This is a genomic window from Coleofasciculus sp. C1-SOL-03 (genome assembly GCF_040220555.1).
GTDB lineage: Bacteria > Cyanobacteriota > Cyanobacteriia > Cyanobacteriales > Coleofasciculaceae > Coleofasciculus.
On record NZ_JAVJUO010000187.1, the window covers coordinates 1 to 17,215 of the forward strand.

Here is a 17,215-nt window from a genome sequence, read left to right on the forward strand (position 1 = left end):
CGTACAAAATTAGGTTCGGTCAAACTCACTTCTAAAAGCCGAAACGCCCGATTTTTCGTTCTCACTCTTCCTTGTCTACTGGTCTACCTGTCTCCCTTGTCTTACCTCCACCCCAATCTTAAAAAACCTACCCTTATGAGGAGCCACCTCCGGGGGGGTCTACGAAAACATAAGGATTTCAGCCATTGCCTGACCCCCCCGGAAACCTAACCCAGAACATCCCCTCAAAAATAACCCCTTTCAGCGAATTAATCTCCATTCACGGGCATCAACAAACTGAGACAGATGCCTAACATTAGTCGTCGCGATGATAACCTCATTCCCTTCATTTGCCATTAAGAATCTCGCTTGAGCCGCCAGAATCACATCTCCATCAAGGGCTTTAGGATCGGCTGTTGCTCTTCCTTCCTTTCGTGCTTTCGCCCATAATTGAGCCGCCAGAAGCATTACAGGTGTCTCAATGGGGATATACATTAAAGTATTCTTCAATTGATCAAGTTGTCGGATACCTGCTACCTTACCCACCCGAAGCAATTCACGTCTAACTTCATAGTCAGCAATTTCAGGGATGACCACTATCTCCCCTTGTGCGAGTAATGAAGTTAGCCACTGCTTGCACTCCAAAGTTAGGGGCGTAGCTTTAGGATTTGTGACCATTCCCAATGGACTGGAGTCCAAAACTATGAATCGACTCATCGAATGTAGGTTTAAATAGAAACACCCTGTTGATTAAAAGCGTGATTAAGTATTTCCCAGGTTTCTTTTTGCTCCTGTTCATCCCCCTCCTCTACCCATAAATTTAACAGTGCGATCGCGGCTTGATTTCGTTTAATTCGTTCAGCTTTCGGTAATTGACTCAATTCTCTTGTCTTCCCATAGGCTGATGAGTCTTTCTCGACAACTACAACCTCCCGAAACAGACGAATCATCTCAAGTAATTGAGGCAAGTAGTTTTGAGGAATTTTGGCGACTTCATTGCTTATTTGTTCCCAAGCCTCTGTTGAGTCAGTTTCAGCAGGTAGGGGCATATTATTTAAGTTTGGCTTAGACATCGTTCAGTAAATAGTAAATATCTCAAGAGAGCGCAGGCTGAAAAGCTCACTCACAAACCATAATAACATTTTTCAATCGTCCGGATATCAACTCAGGATATATAGCCTTCAGTCCGAATAAATTAGATCAGGACACGATAGTATCGTGTCCCTACAGAATTAATTATTCCTTATCTGTGGTAGGGGCACGGCATTGCCGTGCCCTATTATCTTAATCGTTTCCATTAATTCGACTTCTGGAGAAGTCTAAAGGCTATAACCCAAGCTTTGAATTTAGATATCGGCAATTTGTTTCCATCACTTCGACTTCCAGAGAAATCTAAACTCCAAACAATCAATCACCGTTGCTCTTCGAGAAACAATTCTCGCTGACGTAACTTTTCCACCTCTTCTACACTTAAATTCTCTTGGTTAGCCATATTCATCGCTTTATTCAGTTCCGGAATGTGTTGAAACGCGGGGGGGATCACATCCAGGTTGGCAGCCTCTTTAATAAAGTAAATCCATTGATCCGTTAAACTGTCTAATTCATCCAGCGTTTTCGTGAACTTGGGTAATTCAACAACAATCAGTTCGAGTTCCGGATCAATATAATTAAACAACTCTTGTTGTTCCTTCAAGCCAAAGCGCGTCAGGAAGTGCTGAGTTTGGTCAAACAGAGGGAAATCCGTAATCGTTAACGTAATCACAGGTTTAAGGTACGAATATCCTTCCCCATGGTTTAATTGATTGGCATAAGTTGTCATCAGATTATAAATGACCCGCTTTTCAAAAGACGTCCCCTTGAATCCCTGCATCTCGATTAACACCGTTGAGCCGTTATCCAGTACAGCTTTGATATCCAGAGAGCTATCTTTTAGGTCAACCTCATCTCCAGGATTATAGGGGTCAATGATTTCTAAATCCTGAATGACTGGATTAGCATTATGAATCAAGGCATTTAAAAAGCTAATCAGGATATCTTTGCTATCGGTGGAGCCAAAAATTTTCTTGAAAGCAAAATCAGTCTTGGGGCTAATGAATTCCATCTTTATAACTCCTCAATCGTTTCAGTCTAAAAAATGATTATTTTTCAATTCTACCTTGAATGGGTAACTGTGATCCTTCGCTCAAGCCGATGATTTGTAGGGGCGGGTTTTACCAATAACGCTCCGGCTCAAACCACTCACTCAACTAAACCCGCCCCGACTCAGTAGCGGGCTGACACAGCTAAAATTGTGGAATAGATTTGACGGTTAACCCTGAATTTCGACAGGCTCAATTGCCGCGAAGTCGAAGGGTTAAACCGGGCGCACGTCGGTGCGCCCCTACAATTCTAATCCACCAAATAAGGTGTGTCACGCCGCCATCGTGTGTTAGCGCAGCGTGACGCATCAATGGTTCGCTTTTTTATTGGTAGGTGACGGCGGATATCCAATTTTGCGGTAACGTTTCCAATAGAATCACCGCCTAACCCACCCTACGGGTATGACGGTGCAATCTGTAATAATATCATTTTTCCATCAATCTCTAACGCCATCGTTTCCTGGCGTAATTCCTGCTGCAAATAGCCAACAAAGTTTAAAACCCTTGGCAACTGTTCAACTAACGCTTGTCGCGTCATAAATGACTTAATCACATAACTCTTTTCACTCACCATTCCCGCCACAGCACTTTTATACAGTCCCGATTGTTCTACCCAACTGATTCCCTCGAATAATTTAGCCATTAAGGTTTTGGCTTGTTCCACGTAGGCTGATGTATCACAGGGGATATCAATATCAATGGTTGTGGGAATCAATAGTCCGATACTATGGTCAAGTAACCAGACATTTGCCGAAAACGCTGATAAGAGTTCTTCAATCGGTAAGGGGGATGGGTGAGAGGAGGGTAAGGGTAAGGAGGTTAAAGAGTGAACCCGTTGGTTTAAGGGTTCTTGGGTTTGTAGCGATAGGTTAAATCCTGGAAGGAGACTGTTGAATCCTGATCGAGTTGGGAATGGGGAAGCGTCTAACATTGGTTCATCTCCGTCTCGACTTCTTTACTTTAATGGGATAAGGTAATCAGGTGCTAGGATTTGATGCGAATGACTAATTGGTTAGTTGTCCTTTGTCATTGTAGAGACGTTCCGGCGGAACGTCTCTACTAAATAATGTGTCTTAACCGCTGTGGCTTCCTGTCGTTTGAGGAGATGGTTTGTAGGGGCGGGTTTCACGATTATCTTTCCGGTTGCACAAGAGATGTGACTCAACCCGCCCCGACTCAGGTTCTAGATTTCCCCAAGACTTCCGCAAAACCTCTATTCGTAGTGGCGTGACTCAGCTAAAATGGTGCAATAGATTGGGTACGTAGTGAGGGCTTTAGCCCTCTACAGCTAGGCGGCGAGAGAACTAAAGTTCTCACTACAAACAAAGTCCTATTTTAGCTGGGTCAATCCGCCATCGTGTGTTAGCGTAGCGTAACGCACCGTTGTCATTATATGGGGGTGGCGGCGTCAGTCCTATTTCCCTTGAGGGTTGAGGGAATGGTATGATGGCAGAGACGGTTCAAGAAAAGCAGTGTAGCTATTCCCAACAGGTTACGGCTTTGATAAGAATGGGGTACGAATCTAGAGCAAAATTTGACGGCTGGAAGTGGGGGCGAAAAACCGGGACTCCCGTCAAAAGTTCTGAAACCTCTACTGTGATGGCGTTTCAGCGTTTAGAGTTTCTTGGTAATTACGAATTATTTTCAATAAGCGGGGCTGAAATGAACCTAAAATTTTCAGCCGTCAAAATCTCTGCTAGAATGCATAGCTGTAGGGGGTTTCAAACCCCGGAGTTTCCCACTCTGTTGGGAAGCTGAATTAATGGAAACACTTCCATATCCATTGAAAAAACTGTTGTCATTCCAGTTTCCCACTCTGTTGGGAAGCTGAATTAATGGAAACCTTTCCTCTTTGGTGTAGGGGATTTCGGAAGCTGGGTTTCCCACTCTGTTGGGAAGCTGAATTAATGGAAACATCGCCCTTGATATCTGTCATTGGTTAACTTAGAGGTTTCCCACTCTGTTGGGAAGCTGAATTAATGGAAACACCAAAAGTAGGTATAATACCGTATTTTCCAATGTAGTTTCCCACTCTGTTGGGAAGCTGAATTAATGGAAACATCTCCCTTGATGACAAATCGGTATGGCGGCGTCCAGTTTCCCACTCTGTTGGGAAGCTGAATTAATGGAAACAGATAAATGATTATCGATCGTCTCTGCTCTGTTTTGGTTTCCCACTCTGTTGGGAAGCTGAATTAATGGAAACTATTCGGTTTCATTGTCTGTTGTTATATCATCGGGCAGTTTCCCACTCTGTTGGGAAGCTGAATTAATGGAAACGTGACGGGGACAGCAGGGATGCCTCTGAAGCCAGAGAGTTTCCCACTCTGTTGGGAAGCTGAATTAATGGAAACTTGTCTGGTGTTAAGCCATAGATAAAATACCTTGTATGTTTCCCACTCTGTTGGGAAGCTGAATTAATGGAAACACCCCATTAGTCGATACTGCAATGATTTCCTCCTGAGTTTCCCACTCTGTTGGGAAGCTGAATTAATGGAAACCGTCATTCATGATGGCTTGAGGTGAGGTCTTGTGAGGGTTTCCCACTCTGTTGGGAAGCTGAATTAATGGAAACATGTCACCCGGTCTACTCCCAGATGTCGAATTACCTTGTTTCCCACTCTGTTGGGAAGCTGAATTAATGGAAACGCTTGAACAGTCGCTATCGTGTCATCGATGCCTGTCTAGTTTCCCACCTCGTTGGGAAGCTGAATTAATAGAAACCTTGAAGCTAGTAGGTGGGCAATGCCCACCCTACTGAATTAATGAAAGCCTGAGATGTATGAGTTGATTGATATCTCAGGCTTTTCCATAGCAAAGAAGCGAAAATGTCCAGCAACCCTGTAGAGACGTAGCATGCTACGCCTCTACAATCACGAATGACAAAGGACAAATGACAAAGGACAATTCAATTCGTCATTCGCACCAAAGCCATCGACACCCCCCTTAGCAAAAGATAAACTTGTGGAATCGTGCCCAGGGAAAGAATCATGGTTTCCTTTTACCAGAAGCTTTACGCCCTCATCCATACCGCCGAATCCCCCACCAACGCCACCGCAATCTGCCATCAATTACACTGTCTCCAACCCCATCTCCAAGACTTGCACCATTGGTGGCAAAATCAGGGACAACTATTGCAGGATATTGGTAGTGCATCCGATCGCGTAAACTTGCATCCCACTACCGATACCCCTCCCACCTTAATTAGTAAACATCCGATTAGTGGTCAATCGCAATCCGTACCCGCCTCCCTAGACTTACGCCTCTCCTCCCTCAACCCCATTCTGGCAGAATCGGATATCCAAAAAGTCTTTTGCTGGTTTTGGCGGTTTTACCCCGAACTCCTGGCTAGCCAAGACGCCAACGCCTTACTGATTCCCGCCCATAAAATCTTACCCGATTGTCCCCACCCTAGTTACACCAGTACCATTTCCGCCCTAGCGGGTGCGATTCCCCATAATTGGCAACCAGGATACCCGAATCACCATCCCTATCTGTTCCTATTTACCTTCTCCCCCGTTCAAGAATTTATCAAAGCCTCGCGCAAATTCCTGGATTTCTGGGCGGGTTCCTACCTCCTCCATTATTTAAGTGCCAAACTCTGCTGGCAAATCGCCCAAGACTATGGTGCAGATGCGGTGATTACGCCTTCCCTGTGGAGTCAGGAAATTATTGATGCCTTTATCCTGCACCAATACCCAGATTTTGCCACCACCTTTGCCCAAGTTCAACAGGGTACAACTCCGGTGAGTCGTTTCCTTAGCCAACAATCCACCAGTCTCAGTACCGCCGGATTCCCCAATGTAATTACCGCCATTGTTCCCGGTAAATCCGCAGCAGAAGCCTTGGGAAAACGCCTGAGTCACCATCTCACCGAAACCTGGTTGGCGATCGCACATCGGGTACGAGAAGATATTAAACAGCAGGTCATTGCCTTTCTGCAAGACCCCGCCAGCCAAGACCAGCAAACTAAAATTATAGAAGAATTTCCCCCATCTGACCGCCCTGCTTGCCAACGAGACTTAGAAAAATGGCAACACCCTAGCTGTTGGGAATGGAACAAACTCTGGGACGCCCAAATTCATCATACCTGGGAACCTTACTGGACTGCCGTACCCTTGGGACATCCAGATCACCCCTTAATCATCACCAAAACCAACCCCCACCACTTTGACCCCAACTGGAAACATCAGCAAAACGCGATCGCACCCTCTCGGGGTCATCAGTCTATCCCGACGCCAGCCGAGGAACAAGCCTATGATACCCTCAACGCCGGAACTTGGTGGGGAAATGGACAATCCCGCCTCGGACAATTAATCCAATCGGTTAAAAATACTCGCACCTGGCAAATTCCCACCGCCCCGGGTGAACGTTCCACCCTTTCTGGTCAATTTAGCGCCGTTCATCCCCATTTTCATTATCATCAAAAACTCCGAGAAGGGGCAGGAGTAGCAGCGGGTTCGATGCGGCTTTTCTGGCGAGTCATGGCGCAGGTTTATCCGGGACTGTTTAACGGTTCTGAGAAACTCAATGCCTTAGAATTAACCAAGCGGATGGCATGGATTTATGGGGGAGTGGCTGAATCCTTAGGGATTGGCGAAAGCCTCACTGAAAACAGCGAAACCTCCCCCTCCTCCCTTCCCCAAGACAGCGAACACCTGATCCGATTTCCCAATCTTACCTCCATTGCCGCCGCCCGATTTGCCCATACTCATCCTGACAAAATCCGTCACTATTGGCGGGTTCTCCGAGGGTTAATTCAGCACCAGTTATCCGCCCACGAAAAAACCTTTTGTCAACGCACTCGTAATCGTCCCTTTCATGTTCCCAAAACCGACAATCAACTTAATCCCCATCACCAAAACGGGCAGAACTTCAACGGGGTCATGTTTTCCAGTAAATGGTTAGCTGAAGACTTAGGACTCAATCCCACTTCCCCCGGATCAGACACCGCCAATTCCCTAGAAACCTTGCGACAGATTGTTGATACCGCCCATCAACAAGTCGGTTTGACAAATGGCAGTCCTGGGGATTGGTGGGTGATGATTTTAGCTGATGGAGATGGCATGGGGAAATATGTCTCTGGGCGAAAATTGAAACCCTATAACGACTACATTATCCCCGATTATATCGAACCTGCAAGTCAAACCGTTGCCGGATTTCACGACTTACTCCATCACACCCAAAAACGCATGGGACCCGCGACTCACATTGGACTCAATCGCGCCCTCTTAGATTTCTCCAATCGCCTAGTTCCTTACCTCACCGAAAAGCGATTCTGTGGCAAAGTTGTTTACAGTGGCGGCGATGATGTGATGGCGGTATTACCTCTAGAGGATTTACCGGAATTTGTGCAATCCTTGCGGGCGGCTTGGTGTGGAGGAAATGATCCGAAAGCAGAGTTTAAAAGTCAGGGGGGGTACTGGCATTGTCAAACCCCAATTCCCGAACTTCCCCACCGCCCATTATTCACCATGGGAGAAGGGGCGACGATGAGTATGGGAATTGTAATTGCCCATAAAACAGTTCCCTTACCCACAGTATTAGAAAACCTCTGGAGTGCGGAAAAAGACCGGGCAAAACAACTCAAAGGTACGCCAAAATCGGATCATGACCCCCATTTTCCGGATAAAGATGGTCTCTGTTTTCGGGTCATTTATGGTGGGGGGAATATGTTAGAAGCCCTGATGAAAGGGGATTTATTAAACTCCTGGTGGGCAGTGATGCAACCGGATCAAGAAACTGACCTGAGTCCCCTCCTGTATCGATTAGCCGAAACTTTACCTAAACGCGCCTATTTAACAGCAAGCGATCGCCTATTGAGTCAAGCCGCCTTGGTGATTATCAATCGACGCGATGAAACCCTATCAGAGAGGATTAAAACCAATCTATGCCACTGGCTAGATGAATGGGAACAATGGGCATTTTACACCCAAAAATATGTGGGCGCAAATGCCCTCGGTACTCAACCTCACGATTTAGCCAATGTATTACGATTTAGCGCCTTCTGGGTCGATAAAATGAGGCAACGAAATCAATGGTGAAAATAGAGAAGGCAGAAGACCTAATAACATAGCTTGTTCATCGATGAAAGCGAGTATAACAAATGACCAATGACCAATGACCAATGACGATCTCAACCGTTACCTTGAATTAACCCGACCTACTTATGTATTGGTACACCATTGAACCCCTAGACGTACTCCTATTTCGCGAAGCTAAACCCTTTACACCGGGGGAAGGTTCCTGGGCGAAGGGACAATTTCCACCTTTACCAATCACCCTATTTCAAGCCTTGCGATCGCGTCTCCCTACCTACCACCAAAAAACACGGGATTTAACCTTCCTCGGTCCATTCCTCCTGGATTCTCACCATCAACTTTATGTCCCCACTCCCAAGGATTTATTAGCAATTAGAACCAACCTGTCAACCTCAGACGCCCCCGACGATGATATCGAAAAAAACAGCAACGACTGGCAGACAACCCGCCGCCTAGAACCCCTTTCCACCGCCAACGCCGCCGACTCATACCTATCCTTTGACCCCGATGGACTCCCGCCCATGGTTTCACCACCCCTTGACAAAAATCAATCAATATGCAGACCTTACCCCTGGATGACCGCCAAGGGATTAACTCAATACCTCCAGGGAAACGAACTCCAACCCCCAGACTTTCACGATAACCCTTGGTCTGTGCAAATTCTCCCCCATAGTCATCTAGAGGATGGCACAAGACAGGTCAAAGACCAAGACGGCTATTTTACCGAAGTCGCCATTCGCCTGCATCCTGGGTGGAAACTCATCGCCGCCATGAGTGTCAAATTCAAATCCCCCCACGTCATCCGCCTCGGCGGTGAAGGACATCGGGCGATTGTCTCCCCCTTAGCCAATTTTCAGCCATGGCAAGCATTACAGGCGTATGAACACCCCCAAGCCACAAGTAACATTGCCTACTTACTCACCCCAGGACTCGCCGAAACACAGACCGCCCTCTCTGGAGTATACCCCAGCCACTGGCACAAACTCCTCCAAGGATGCGTTAGCGATCGCGCTTTACTCTGGGGAGGCGTTTCCCAGGTACGGCGGCGGCTTTCCCAATCTCCAGAACAACGGGGTGATCCCGAATTTGCCCTAATCCCGCAACGGGCATTTGTCCCACCTGGTACGGTTTACCTGTTCCAGGATACCCTACCCTCGGAACACCAGGTTTTACCTACTCGCCATACTCCCCATTTAGACACCTTCCGATTATTGAATTACGGCAAACTTTTATGGGGGAAGAGAAGGCAATAGGCAACAGGCAACAGGCAACAGAGAAATAAAAAATAACCAATAACCAATAACCATGAATAATTATCTCACCTACGTATACCTACTCACCCCATTACACACCGGGGCAAGTTCCCAAGAAGGAAATTTAATGGGCATCGCCCGTGAAGTTCACACCGAATTTCCCTACTTACCCGCCTCCTCCCTACGCGGCAAAATTCGTTCAGAATTAGAAACCCTAAACCCAGACACCGCCGGACTATTATTTGGACAAAAAATTAAAGATGGAATGCAACCCACCGAAGGAGAAGTTTGGTTTGCCGATGCCACATTACTCTTTTTCCCCATCGCCTCCTTAAGTCATCATTTCATCTGGATTACCTGTCCCCTATGGCTAGAACGCTGGAATCGATGGCTAGATAAAACCCCTCTGACTCCATTCATTCAACACTGTCGCCAGACTATTTCCGACAGCAAACCCGCTTGTGTGAGTTTTCCCCCCGCACCCCTTTATTTACAAACAGCACTTCTGAAACCATCAAACCTAACTCAACTCGATAGTTCCCCCCTATCTAAACCCTTAACCCCCCTCATCCAAGCCCAAGGAATGATTTCTCAGCTAACCCAAAAACTGGTAATTTTAAGTGATGAAGACTGTAACGCCTTAGTTGAACTCGGCTTACAACGAGAAGTACGTGTCGCACTCGAAGAAACCAGCAAAACCGTTAAAGGGGGTTCCTTCCGTTCCGAAGAAGCCATTCCCCCCGAAGCCGTCTTATTCTTTCCTTGGGGAATGAAACAAAGTAAACATGAGGAGGAAACTAAACCCATACGCCGCCATCTCAAAACAATCTTAAATCAACGCCTGCAATTTGGTGGATTAGAAGGATTAGGGCGAGGTTGGGCAGATTTACAAACCATAAAACTGACACAAAATCTGGAGATGTAAGCTGTATTGGCTTCGTAGTCAGGGAACCTTAGGCTTCTCCAGTTAGACGTTAGAACACTAAAGTGTTCACTACAAACAAAGGCTTGAGATGTAGCGGCGTAAATTCTGAAACCATCCCGGAGAATTAATAAGTATGAAACTAGATACACGCCAATTCAGTCAAACGGCGCATTTAGCCCTAGTTGAACTGAAACAGGAATTAAATGAACCCTACCATAAAAAAGCCAGTGGCTTAATCCAAGGCTTAACCACCTACATTTCCACTTGGGGATTACATCGCCTCAGTGGAGACATGAAGAAATTTTTAGCCGGAACAGCAGAAGATACCCGATATAAAGGAGTAGTCTACCAAACCTTTCTCCAAAAACTCAAAGACTTTAGCGGTGAAGACTTTGACGTTAACGACGAAGGCAGTTTAATTCACTTACCCCTACGTCAATACACCGCCTTAAATCATTTAGCCATACAGTTAGCCAAAGAATGGTCATTTTGGGCACCCGCTGTATTAGGAGAAGCAGAACAATAATGAGTAACAATCGCCATCACCCCACCCCTATATCCGCCGCCACCATGCGGGCAACCGCTAGAACCAATCATCCCCAACCCACTGTCAAAAAGCAGCGTATCACCCCACCTTTACAAGCATTAAATCATACCCTATATATCGGTAAACCCACTGCCCAAGCCGCCCTCAATGCCGCCGTCGATGCCGATGATACCTGTGAATCCGTTTACGAACAACTGACCCAAAAAACTAAATCCCTAGCCACAGAAACTCTCACCATTGAATTTCCCTGGCGGCTGCGAGTGGGAGGAACTCGTGGATTTAATGACTTACTTTTACCCGTCTTTCATCCCGTTTATGGCATCCCTTATATCCCCGCCAGTAGTCTCAAAGGAATGGTTCTGGCTTGGGCGCGGACTGATTATCCTGACCAAATAAATCGACTCTTTGGTACTCTAGACCAAGGTATCGGTTGTGTACAGTTTCTGGATGCCTTCCCCACTCGACCTTCCCTGAGTGTGGATATGGCAAATCCCCAATGGCATTGGCAGAACCATCGGGTTAACTATAAACCTGAACCCCATGCTTTACTCTCCATGGAAATGCCCGAATTAGTAATTGGTTTAGCCCCCACCCGTCGGGGAAATTCAGAGGATGTGAAACTCGTCAAGGGATGGTTAGAAAAAGCCCTAGCTGTATCCGGATTGGGGTCACGGGTAAGTGCCGGATATGGACGCACAAACTTAACTGAAAAACAGAAAGGTTGGCTAAAAAAAACCTATCCGTTTCAGTTGTGGACAGCCGGAATGTATGGCGCATTTGCCCCCACAAACGGTGAAAAAGGTACGCCAGAATTTCGTCCCACTGCTGTGCGCGGGATGTTACGCTATTGGTTTCGGGCAATTGCCCTAGGATTATATCCCCCTCAACAATGTCAACATCTAGAAGCCACCCTCTTTGGCACTCTCGAACCTACTAGCCAATGGGGAAGTCTTCGCATTGGCGTAGATTGGGAAGAGGATAAGCCGGGGGATAATTATCATCCTCACGTATATCAAGGTAAGATTTGCCTCGAAGCCCAGAACAAGAAGCATTTAAGTTTAATTTGCCGCGTCTTAGAACTAGCCTCTCATTTAGGGGGAATTGGCAAAGGGTCAAGACGCCCTTTACATTGGAATGAACCCTATCCTGGATTACGTGGTTGTCATTGGCAATTAACCAAACCTCAATTATCGTCACGTCCAAAAACTTGGCAGATAGAATTCCTGCCAGCAATACAGAAGGCTTTTCTCGCTGTAGAAACTCCTGAAGGTGTCCCCGGTAACGGTAATCCGGGAAAACCAGGAGGACGATATCAGGATGTTTTGAATAACAACGCCTGCATTTATCTCGTACCTTGTCCCAAATTACAACATCCCGAAGATATCCGCGATTGGCGGCGTGATGGAATAACGTCCCAGGTACGGGGAAAGGCGTTAACTCTGCTGTATGAACCTCGTTTTAAAGGGGTGAATAAACAGGGAGAAGGGAATGCTAATGTTGGTGGCAAGTTAGAAACGCCATCCTATGTCGTCATTAAGTCCAATTTTCCCGAAGGTAAGACCCCCTATCAAACGGTAACAGTTTTCGGGGCAAATCAGTCGAGTCGCGCCGCCTTTATCCAAGCCTTACCCAAGGATTCTATTCCCGTTTGGACAACAAGTTCGTAGTAAGGGCTTGTAGTAAGGGCTTTAGCCTATTCCGTTGAGTAACATACGTCAACCCAACCGATAACTTGAGTTTTGTAGTAAGGGAACCTTAGCCCTTTATTCCGTTGAGTCAACCCAACCGACAACTTGAATCATGGTGCGTTACGCTTCGCTAACGCACCCTACAATTTCCACAATTTTCACAATTTGTACAAGTTTTACAATTTCCACAATTTATACAATTTATACCATGGCTATTTTAATCGCAAATATCGGCACATCTGACCTCACCGTAAACGTCGATGACCATTACTTTCCGATTGGGTTTAACCGCAATGAACCCAATATTGATTATTCCGGTTTAACCCCTGACGAAGACGCAGCTTGGCAAAGTAGACGCGAATTTGTCGAACAAATCCTTTGCCAAGAATTAAACGTAAAACCCTTCACCTTCCGCAACCTGACTCATAAACTACGAGACGCTTATCAACAACAGCCAGAAGCATGGCATTCTCGGATTCGTCCGGGTCGAATTTGGGGAACCCTTGTCGAAGCGCAGGAAAAATTCAAGGTACGAACCGTCTATATTTTTATCACCAACCAACCACCGGGACCAGGACATGATTTAGATTCTGTCTATTTATTCGATATCTTGAACCAGTGGTTTCAGGCGGAAATGGGAGATACGATTCAACTAATCCCTGTTCCCATCCCCGCTACAGTATCCGCCATTGACCAAGATGGACTCCTCTACGAATATTATCAGTTTTTCAGCCAACTTAATCCCCAGGAGGAACTCCTAATTAGTATCAAAGGCGGGACTCCTCAAATGCAAACCGCTTTACGGGTGCAGGCGATGTCATCGGAGATTGGCAAACAACTGTTTATTGAACCTCACCTCTCGATTAAGAATGTCTTAGCTGGAAAGTATTCAGATTGTCACTTTATTTCCTATTGGCAGTATCGCCGTACTCAAACTTATCAAACCGTTAAACTGTTGCTGGACAAACGCTGGGATTTCAATGGGGCAGTTGAAATCCTGAAAGCTTGGAAAGGGGTTCTCAAGTTCTTAAAGCCTTACATTTCTGATCAAAAGCTGGTAGCAGATCATCATTTGATTGCTAAAGTGATTCAAAACCTAGCCCTAGCGGTTCACTGTTTCAATTTGGATCACAAGACAGTCAACCAATCCATTCAAAGTTCCCGGTTACAGCTATCAAGTCAGTTAGTTAAACAGGTTAACCCCTACAATCGCTTGTTAAATATTTATACCAAATGTCGTATTTATTGGGAATTAAACCAAGTGGCGAATTTATTAATTGGGATGTCTTCCTTTTATGAGGAAACCCTTTATCAAGTGAACCGAAAACTAAACCCGGAAGCCTATTTTAGCGGAGACTTGCAAAAATGGCATCTGGATACGGTGGTGATGCGTCAGCAAATGGGGGAAGAGTTATGGGAGTGGTTTAAAGAGTTAGATGATGGACACTGTGCTAAATTACACCGTAATAATTTACGCAGACAGCCAACATTTCAGTTAATGAATCGTTATCTCAAGCGCAATTTTATCCAGGTTTTGGTTAAGTGTCGTAATGTTCCGGAAGAGGATTTATTTTGGCAAGAGATGCTAACCTTATTAAAGCGTTTAGATTATTGGGCGATTCAGCGTAATCATTTAATTCATAGTAGTGACGGGGTGTCCAAGCAGCGGATGTGGGAGTTATGGAATTCTCGTTCACCCAAAGACGCTGACGCCTGTCAACCGAATCATATTCAATCGGTGATGAGTCAAATTCTTCAGAATGGGTTTGGCATTGTGGAGGATGAGTTGCGTCAGCAATTTGTCGGGGATCAGGCGAAATACTATATCTATTCTGAGGTTAAGGATTGGACAATTGAGCAGTTATTGGGTAAGGGATAAAGTTTGATGATTGTCCCTTGAGAGTTATTGGGTTTAGGTTTAAACTGAAGTTACGCAACGATTGGTGAATCAGGAGATATAGAGCTATTTTTTCATGCGATCGCGCTTTTCTCCAACTGGGTGCGATCGCTTTTGATTTTCAAGTTTTCTAGGCAACGTTAGCAACAGGGCGCACGTCGGCAATAGGCAGGGCGCACGTCAGCAATAGGCAGGGCGCACGTCAGCAATAGGGCGCACGTCGGTGCGCCCCTACGGTTTCTTTTCTGTATTTGTCTGAACAGATTTCGCCGATTAATTTGGGCAAAAACCTGTGGAATCTTTGTAGGGGCGACCCGCTTGCATCAATTAACAATACCAGTCCACTCAATTTGATCGGGTCGCCCTCTCTTGTTCACATCGTTTCCATTAATTCGACTTCTAGGGAAGTCTAAAGATCGGGTCAGGAATTACCGGTGTACTTTTTGAAAGTGTTTCCATTAATTCGACTTCTAGGGAAGTCTAAAGGATTGTTGTGAAAAACAATTCTAAGGATAAACCTCTTTTTATGTTTCCATTAATTCGACTTCTAGGGAAGTCTAAAGAATCGCGGAATCTTATCTGAAACTGTGTAATCTATACAAGTTTCCATTAATTCGACTTCTAGGGAAGTCTAAAGTCTTGGCTTTACAAGATTTTTCTAAAAAAGTAAACAGCGTTTCCATTAATTCGACTTCTAGGGAAGTCTAAAGTTGTTCACCCTAATTGGAATTACCTCCAAACGTTCTGTTCGCTGTTTCCATTAATTCGACTTCTAGGGAAGTCTAAAGTGTCTGGGATAACGGCGCTGACTCCAGTGCCGACTTAGCGTTTCCATTAATTCGACTTCTAGGGAAGTCTAAAGCTCTCAAGGGCTCACCTTCACTCCTAACGGGCTCAAGTTTCCATTAATTCGACTTCTAGGGAAGTCTAAAGACCTATCTTTTGCATTGCATCAGAAGTTCATGGTGAACCGTTTCCATTAATTCGACTTCTAGGGAAGTCTAAAGCAAAAAAAGTAAAAGGGGTCCAAGAGGCTATTTTAAAAGAGTTTCCATTAATTCGACTTCTAGGGAAGTCTAAAGAGCCACCCGATGGGAGCCTCTCTCTGAGCCAATTCTACACCCCCAATTTTGTAGGGGTCAAGATCTGAGGCAAATACCTGCAACTTATTCTCAATAACCCCCTCAACTCAAAGCCTCAAACCCTTACCCAGAGCCAGGTTTGTAGGGGTCAACCCAAAAACAAAGCTTTCCGCGATCGCCTGACCCCTACCAGACTACTACGGATCGAACACCACCTCAAACTTTGCCCCTGGTACATAGCGCTGCAAAAATCTCACCTGATCATCCGCATCCTGACGGTTAACAAACCGGGCTACCGTACAGCATCTCGCATCAGGTAATAGACGGACAATTGTCCAAGGACGAGAATCATCCTCTACCGACGACTCTAAAGAGACTTGCTCCACCGCCAATCCTATCATGCTTTCTCCTCTGATACTCTCCAAAATCCGCTTAAGAATTGAAAGAAGTCGTTTCCTAGAAGGATGAGTATCATCAGGAAGCAAACGCCATTCCTCCACAGGTGCAGGTAAATAAGTCAAACGATAACAATGGCTACCCGATTGACTCACCCACCATGACAAACGACGCCCTTGTTTTTGACAGTCTCACCAACCGCCTTGGGTTAAAACCCAAGGCTAAAACCTCAAGTCAGCTAAAGCTGACTATCTAAGAGTTGTGTTCCCTCTACCTCTAACGGTTGTAAATCCTCTTCCCAAGCCGTATCCGCCACCGTCCCAACTGAACTGGGAGACGCTTCATCTAACCAAACAACATACTGCCAACCCCATTGCCAACCCTGACGCCCATAAGCATAGAAACGACCCATAACCACACCCCAATCTGCACCCTTAACACCGACTTCCCTAAACAATAAACGCCGGATCATCAACCACCATTTCCGGCTGTATCCCTAACACAACCACCTTTTTTCGATACCGAACCCCCAAAGGATAACCCCTCTCTTGACCTCTGCGCTACCCTCTCTTGACCTCTGCGTTACCCTATAAACATTACCGAATTCATCTCTAACAATGATCACCTCAACAATTCCCTCAACTCACACCAAACCTCTCTCCCTAGACGACTGGATGGAAAATCCCCCCATTGGTACAGAATGGATCAATGGAGAATTAATCGAGACCAATGGTATGACACTCAAACATAGTGAAATTCAGGGTAATTTATACTTTCACTGGAGAAGTTATAAAGACTCCAGTGGACAAGGAGGAAAAGTATATACAGATGTTCCTTGTCGCACCAATAAACAAGGGCGTTGTCCCGATGTCGCCTATCTTCCCCCAGAACTTGTCAGCCAATATGGTGATGCAAAAGTCCTCCCCCGCAGTTTTCCCCTGAGTGCAGAAATCGTTTCCCCCACTGACTTAGCTGAAGATGTGATTCTCAAAGCCCAAGAATACTTACAATCGGGGGGTAAAGAAGTTTGGTTAGTCTTTCCAGAAAGCCGTTGGATTATTATCGCCACTCACAACCAGAGATTAGTGTTTACTTCTGGGGAAGTGGTGAGTACACAAACTGTTTTACCCGGTTTCAGTATAGCCGTTGATGAACTATTAGCCTAGAATCACTAAAATCATTTCTATTTTAGTATTGACAAATGCCGTGGTTTTGTGGGAGGCTTACTTCATAATGGAAAAATGTGCCAGCCTATAGGGTTGATTTCAT

At 45.7% G+C, this 17,215-nt stretch carries 13 protein-coding genes and 2 CRISPR repeat arrays; of the genes, 7 read left to right on the forward strand and 6 right to left on the reverse strand.

Features of this window, described 5'->3' with window-relative positions; translation table 11 throughout:
- Nucleotides 1-240 precede the first annotated feature (240 nt).
- The 4 genes from RIE73_RS28745 to RIE73_RS28760 form a co-directional block, all read right to left on the reverse strand.
- The gene (locus tag RIE73_RS28745) at nucleotides 241-696 is read right to left on the reverse strand and encodes a nucleic acid-binding protein (RefSeq protein WP_446404421.1); all 456 of its coding nucleotides are present in this window, start codon (nucleotides 694-696) and stop codon (nucleotides 241-243) included.
- An 11-nt stretch (nucleotides 697-707) separates the two neighbouring features.
- Nucleotides 708-1,052 (reverse strand): hypothetical protein, encoded by a 345-nt coding sequence (locus RIE73_RS28750; protein ID WP_446404422.1) that lies wholly within the window; start codon nucleotides 1,050-1,052, stop codon nucleotides 708-710.
- A 338-nt stretch (nucleotides 1,053-1,390) separates the two neighbouring features.
- Nucleotides 1,391-2,080 carry an Rpn family recombination-promoting nuclease/putative transposase gene (locus RIE73_RS28755; protein WP_446404423.1) on the reverse strand — a complete coding sequence of 230 codons (690 nt, stop codon included), beginning with the start codon at nucleotides 2,078-2,080 and terminating at the stop codon, nucleotides 1,391-1,393.
- 431 nt (nucleotides 2,081-2,511) lie between these two features.
- Nucleotides 2,512-3,048 (reverse strand): hypothetical protein, encoded by a 537-nt coding sequence (locus RIE73_RS28760; protein ID WP_446404424.1) that lies wholly within the window; start codon nucleotides 3,046-3,048, stop codon nucleotides 2,512-2,514.
- An 802-nt stretch (nucleotides 3,049-3,850) separates the two neighbouring features.
- Nucleotides 3,851-4,841: a CRISPR direct-repeat array (repeat unit 37 nt; unit sequence GTTTCCCACTCTGTTGGGAAGCTGAATTAATGGAAAC).
- Between the two features lie 266 nt (nucleotides 4,842-5,107).
- On the opposite strand from RIE73_RS28760, the gene cas10 reads away from it, so the two are divergent.
- From cas10 to RIE73_RS28790, 6 genes are all read left to right on the forward strand, one after another.
- Entirely contained in the window at nucleotides 5,108-8,161 is a 3,054-nt protein-coding gene (gene cas10, locus RIE73_RS28765) for a type III-B CRISPR-associated protein Cas10/Cmr2 (RefSeq protein ID WP_446404425.1), read from the forward strand.
- A gap of 125 nt (nucleotides 8,162-8,286) precedes the next feature.
- Complete coding sequence (locus RIE73_RS28770; RefSeq protein WP_446404426.1) at nucleotides 8,287-9,411, forward strand: type III-B CRISPR module-associated Cmr3 family protein; 1,125 nt, start codon at nucleotides 8,287-8,289, stop codon at nucleotides 9,409-9,411.
- A 52-nt stretch (nucleotides 9,412-9,463) separates the two neighbouring features.
- Entirely contained in the window at nucleotides 9,464-10,336 is an 873-nt protein-coding gene (gene cmr4 / locus RIE73_RS28775) for a type III-B CRISPR module RAMP protein Cmr4 (RefSeq protein WP_446404427.1), read from the forward strand.
- 133 nt (nucleotides 10,337-10,469) lie between these two features.
- Nucleotides 10,470-10,862 (forward strand): hypothetical protein, encoded by a 393-nt coding sequence (locus tag RIE73_RS28780; protein ID WP_446404428.1) that lies wholly within the window; start codon nucleotides 10,470-10,472, stop codon nucleotides 10,860-10,862.
- Complete coding sequence (locus RIE73_RS28785) at nucleotides 10,862-12,550, forward strand: RAMP superfamily CRISPR-associated protein (protein ID WP_446404429.1); 1,689 nt, start codon at nucleotides 10,862-10,864, stop codon at nucleotides 12,548-12,550. The genes RIE73_RS28780 and RIE73_RS28785 overlap by 1 nt, the downstream gene beginning before the upstream one ends.
- 229 nt (nucleotides 12,551-12,779) lie before the next feature.
- The gene (locus tag RIE73_RS28790) at nucleotides 12,780-14,450 is read left to right on the forward strand and encodes a hypothetical protein (RefSeq protein ID WP_446404430.1); all 1,671 of its coding nucleotides are present in this window, start codon (nucleotides 12,780-12,782) and stop codon (nucleotides 14,448-14,450) included.
- Between the two features lie 398 nt (nucleotides 14,451-14,848).
- A CRISPR array of direct repeats spans nucleotides 14,849-15,550; the repeat unit is 35 nt; unit sequence GTTTCCATTAATTCGACTTCTAGGGAAGTCTAAAG.
- A 197-nt stretch (nucleotides 15,551-15,747) separates the two neighbouring features.
- Here the strand turns inward: RIE73_RS28790 and RIE73_RS28795 are convergent.
- Together RIE73_RS28795 and RIE73_RS28800 are read right to left on the reverse strand one after the other, a co-directional pair.
- The gene (locus RIE73_RS28795; protein ID WP_446404431.1) at nucleotides 15,748-16,101 is read right to left on the reverse strand and encodes a hypothetical protein; all 354 of its coding nucleotides are present in this window, start codon (nucleotides 16,099-16,101) and stop codon (nucleotides 15,748-15,750) included.
- Between the two features lie 83 nt (nucleotides 16,102-16,184).
- Entirely contained in the window at nucleotides 16,185-16,418 is a 234-nt protein-coding gene (locus RIE73_RS28800; RefSeq protein WP_446404432.1) for a hypothetical protein, read from the reverse strand.
- Between the two features lie 145 nt (nucleotides 16,419-16,563).
- Between RIE73_RS28800 and RIE73_RS28805 the strand changes: the two genes are divergently transcribed.
- A complete protein-coding gene (locus RIE73_RS28805; RefSeq protein WP_446404433.1) occupies nucleotides 16,564-17,112 on the forward strand; it encodes a Uma2 family endonuclease in 549 nt (182 codons plus the stop codon).
- The last annotated feature ends 103 nt before the right edge of the window (nucleotides 17,113-17,215 follow it).

Coding starts and splice junctions, on each gene's coding strand:
- cmr4 (WP_446404427.1), top strand. CDS start 9,464: ATGAATAATTATCTCACCTACGTATACCTACTCACCCCATTACACACC.
- RIE73_RS28745 (WP_446404421.1), bottom strand. CDS start 696: ATGAGTCGATTCATAGTTTTGGACTCCAGTCCATTGGGAATGGTCACA.
- cas10 (WP_446404425.1), top strand. CDS start 5,108: ATGGTTTCCTTTTACCAGAAGCTTTACGCCCTCATCCATACCGCCGAA.
- RIE73_RS28770 (WP_446404426.1), top strand. CDS start 8,287: ATGTATTGGTACACCATTGAACCCCTAGACGTACTCCTATTTCGCGAA.
- RIE73_RS28750 (WP_446404422.1), bottom strand. CDS start 1,052: ATGTCTAAGCCAAACTTAAATAATATGCCCCTACCTGCTGAAACTGAC.
- RIE73_RS28755 (WP_446404423.1), bottom strand. CDS start 2,080: ATGGAATTCATTAGCCCCAAGACTGATTTTGCTTTCAAGAAAATTTTT.
- RIE73_RS28805 (WP_446404433.1), top strand. CDS start 16,564: ATGATCACCTCAACAATTCCCTCAACTCACACCAAACCTCTCTCCCTA.
- RIE73_RS28790 (WP_446404430.1), top strand. CDS start 12,780: ATGGCTATTTTAATCGCAAATATCGGCACATCTGACCTCACCGTAAAC.
- RIE73_RS28800 (WP_446404432.1), bottom strand. CDS start 16,418: ATGATCCGGCGTTTATTGTTTAGGGAAGTCGGTGTTAAGGGTGCAGAT.
- RIE73_RS28780 (WP_446404428.1), top strand. CDS start 10,470: ATGAAACTAGATACACGCCAATTCAGTCAAACGGCGCATTTAGCCCTA.
- RIE73_RS28760 (WP_446404424.1), bottom strand. CDS start 3,048: ATGTTAGACGCTTCCCCATTCCCAACTCGATCAGGATTCAACAGTCTC.
- RIE73_RS28785 (WP_446404429.1), top strand. CDS start 10,862: ATGAGTAACAATCGCCATCACCCCACCCCTATATCCGCCGCCACCATG.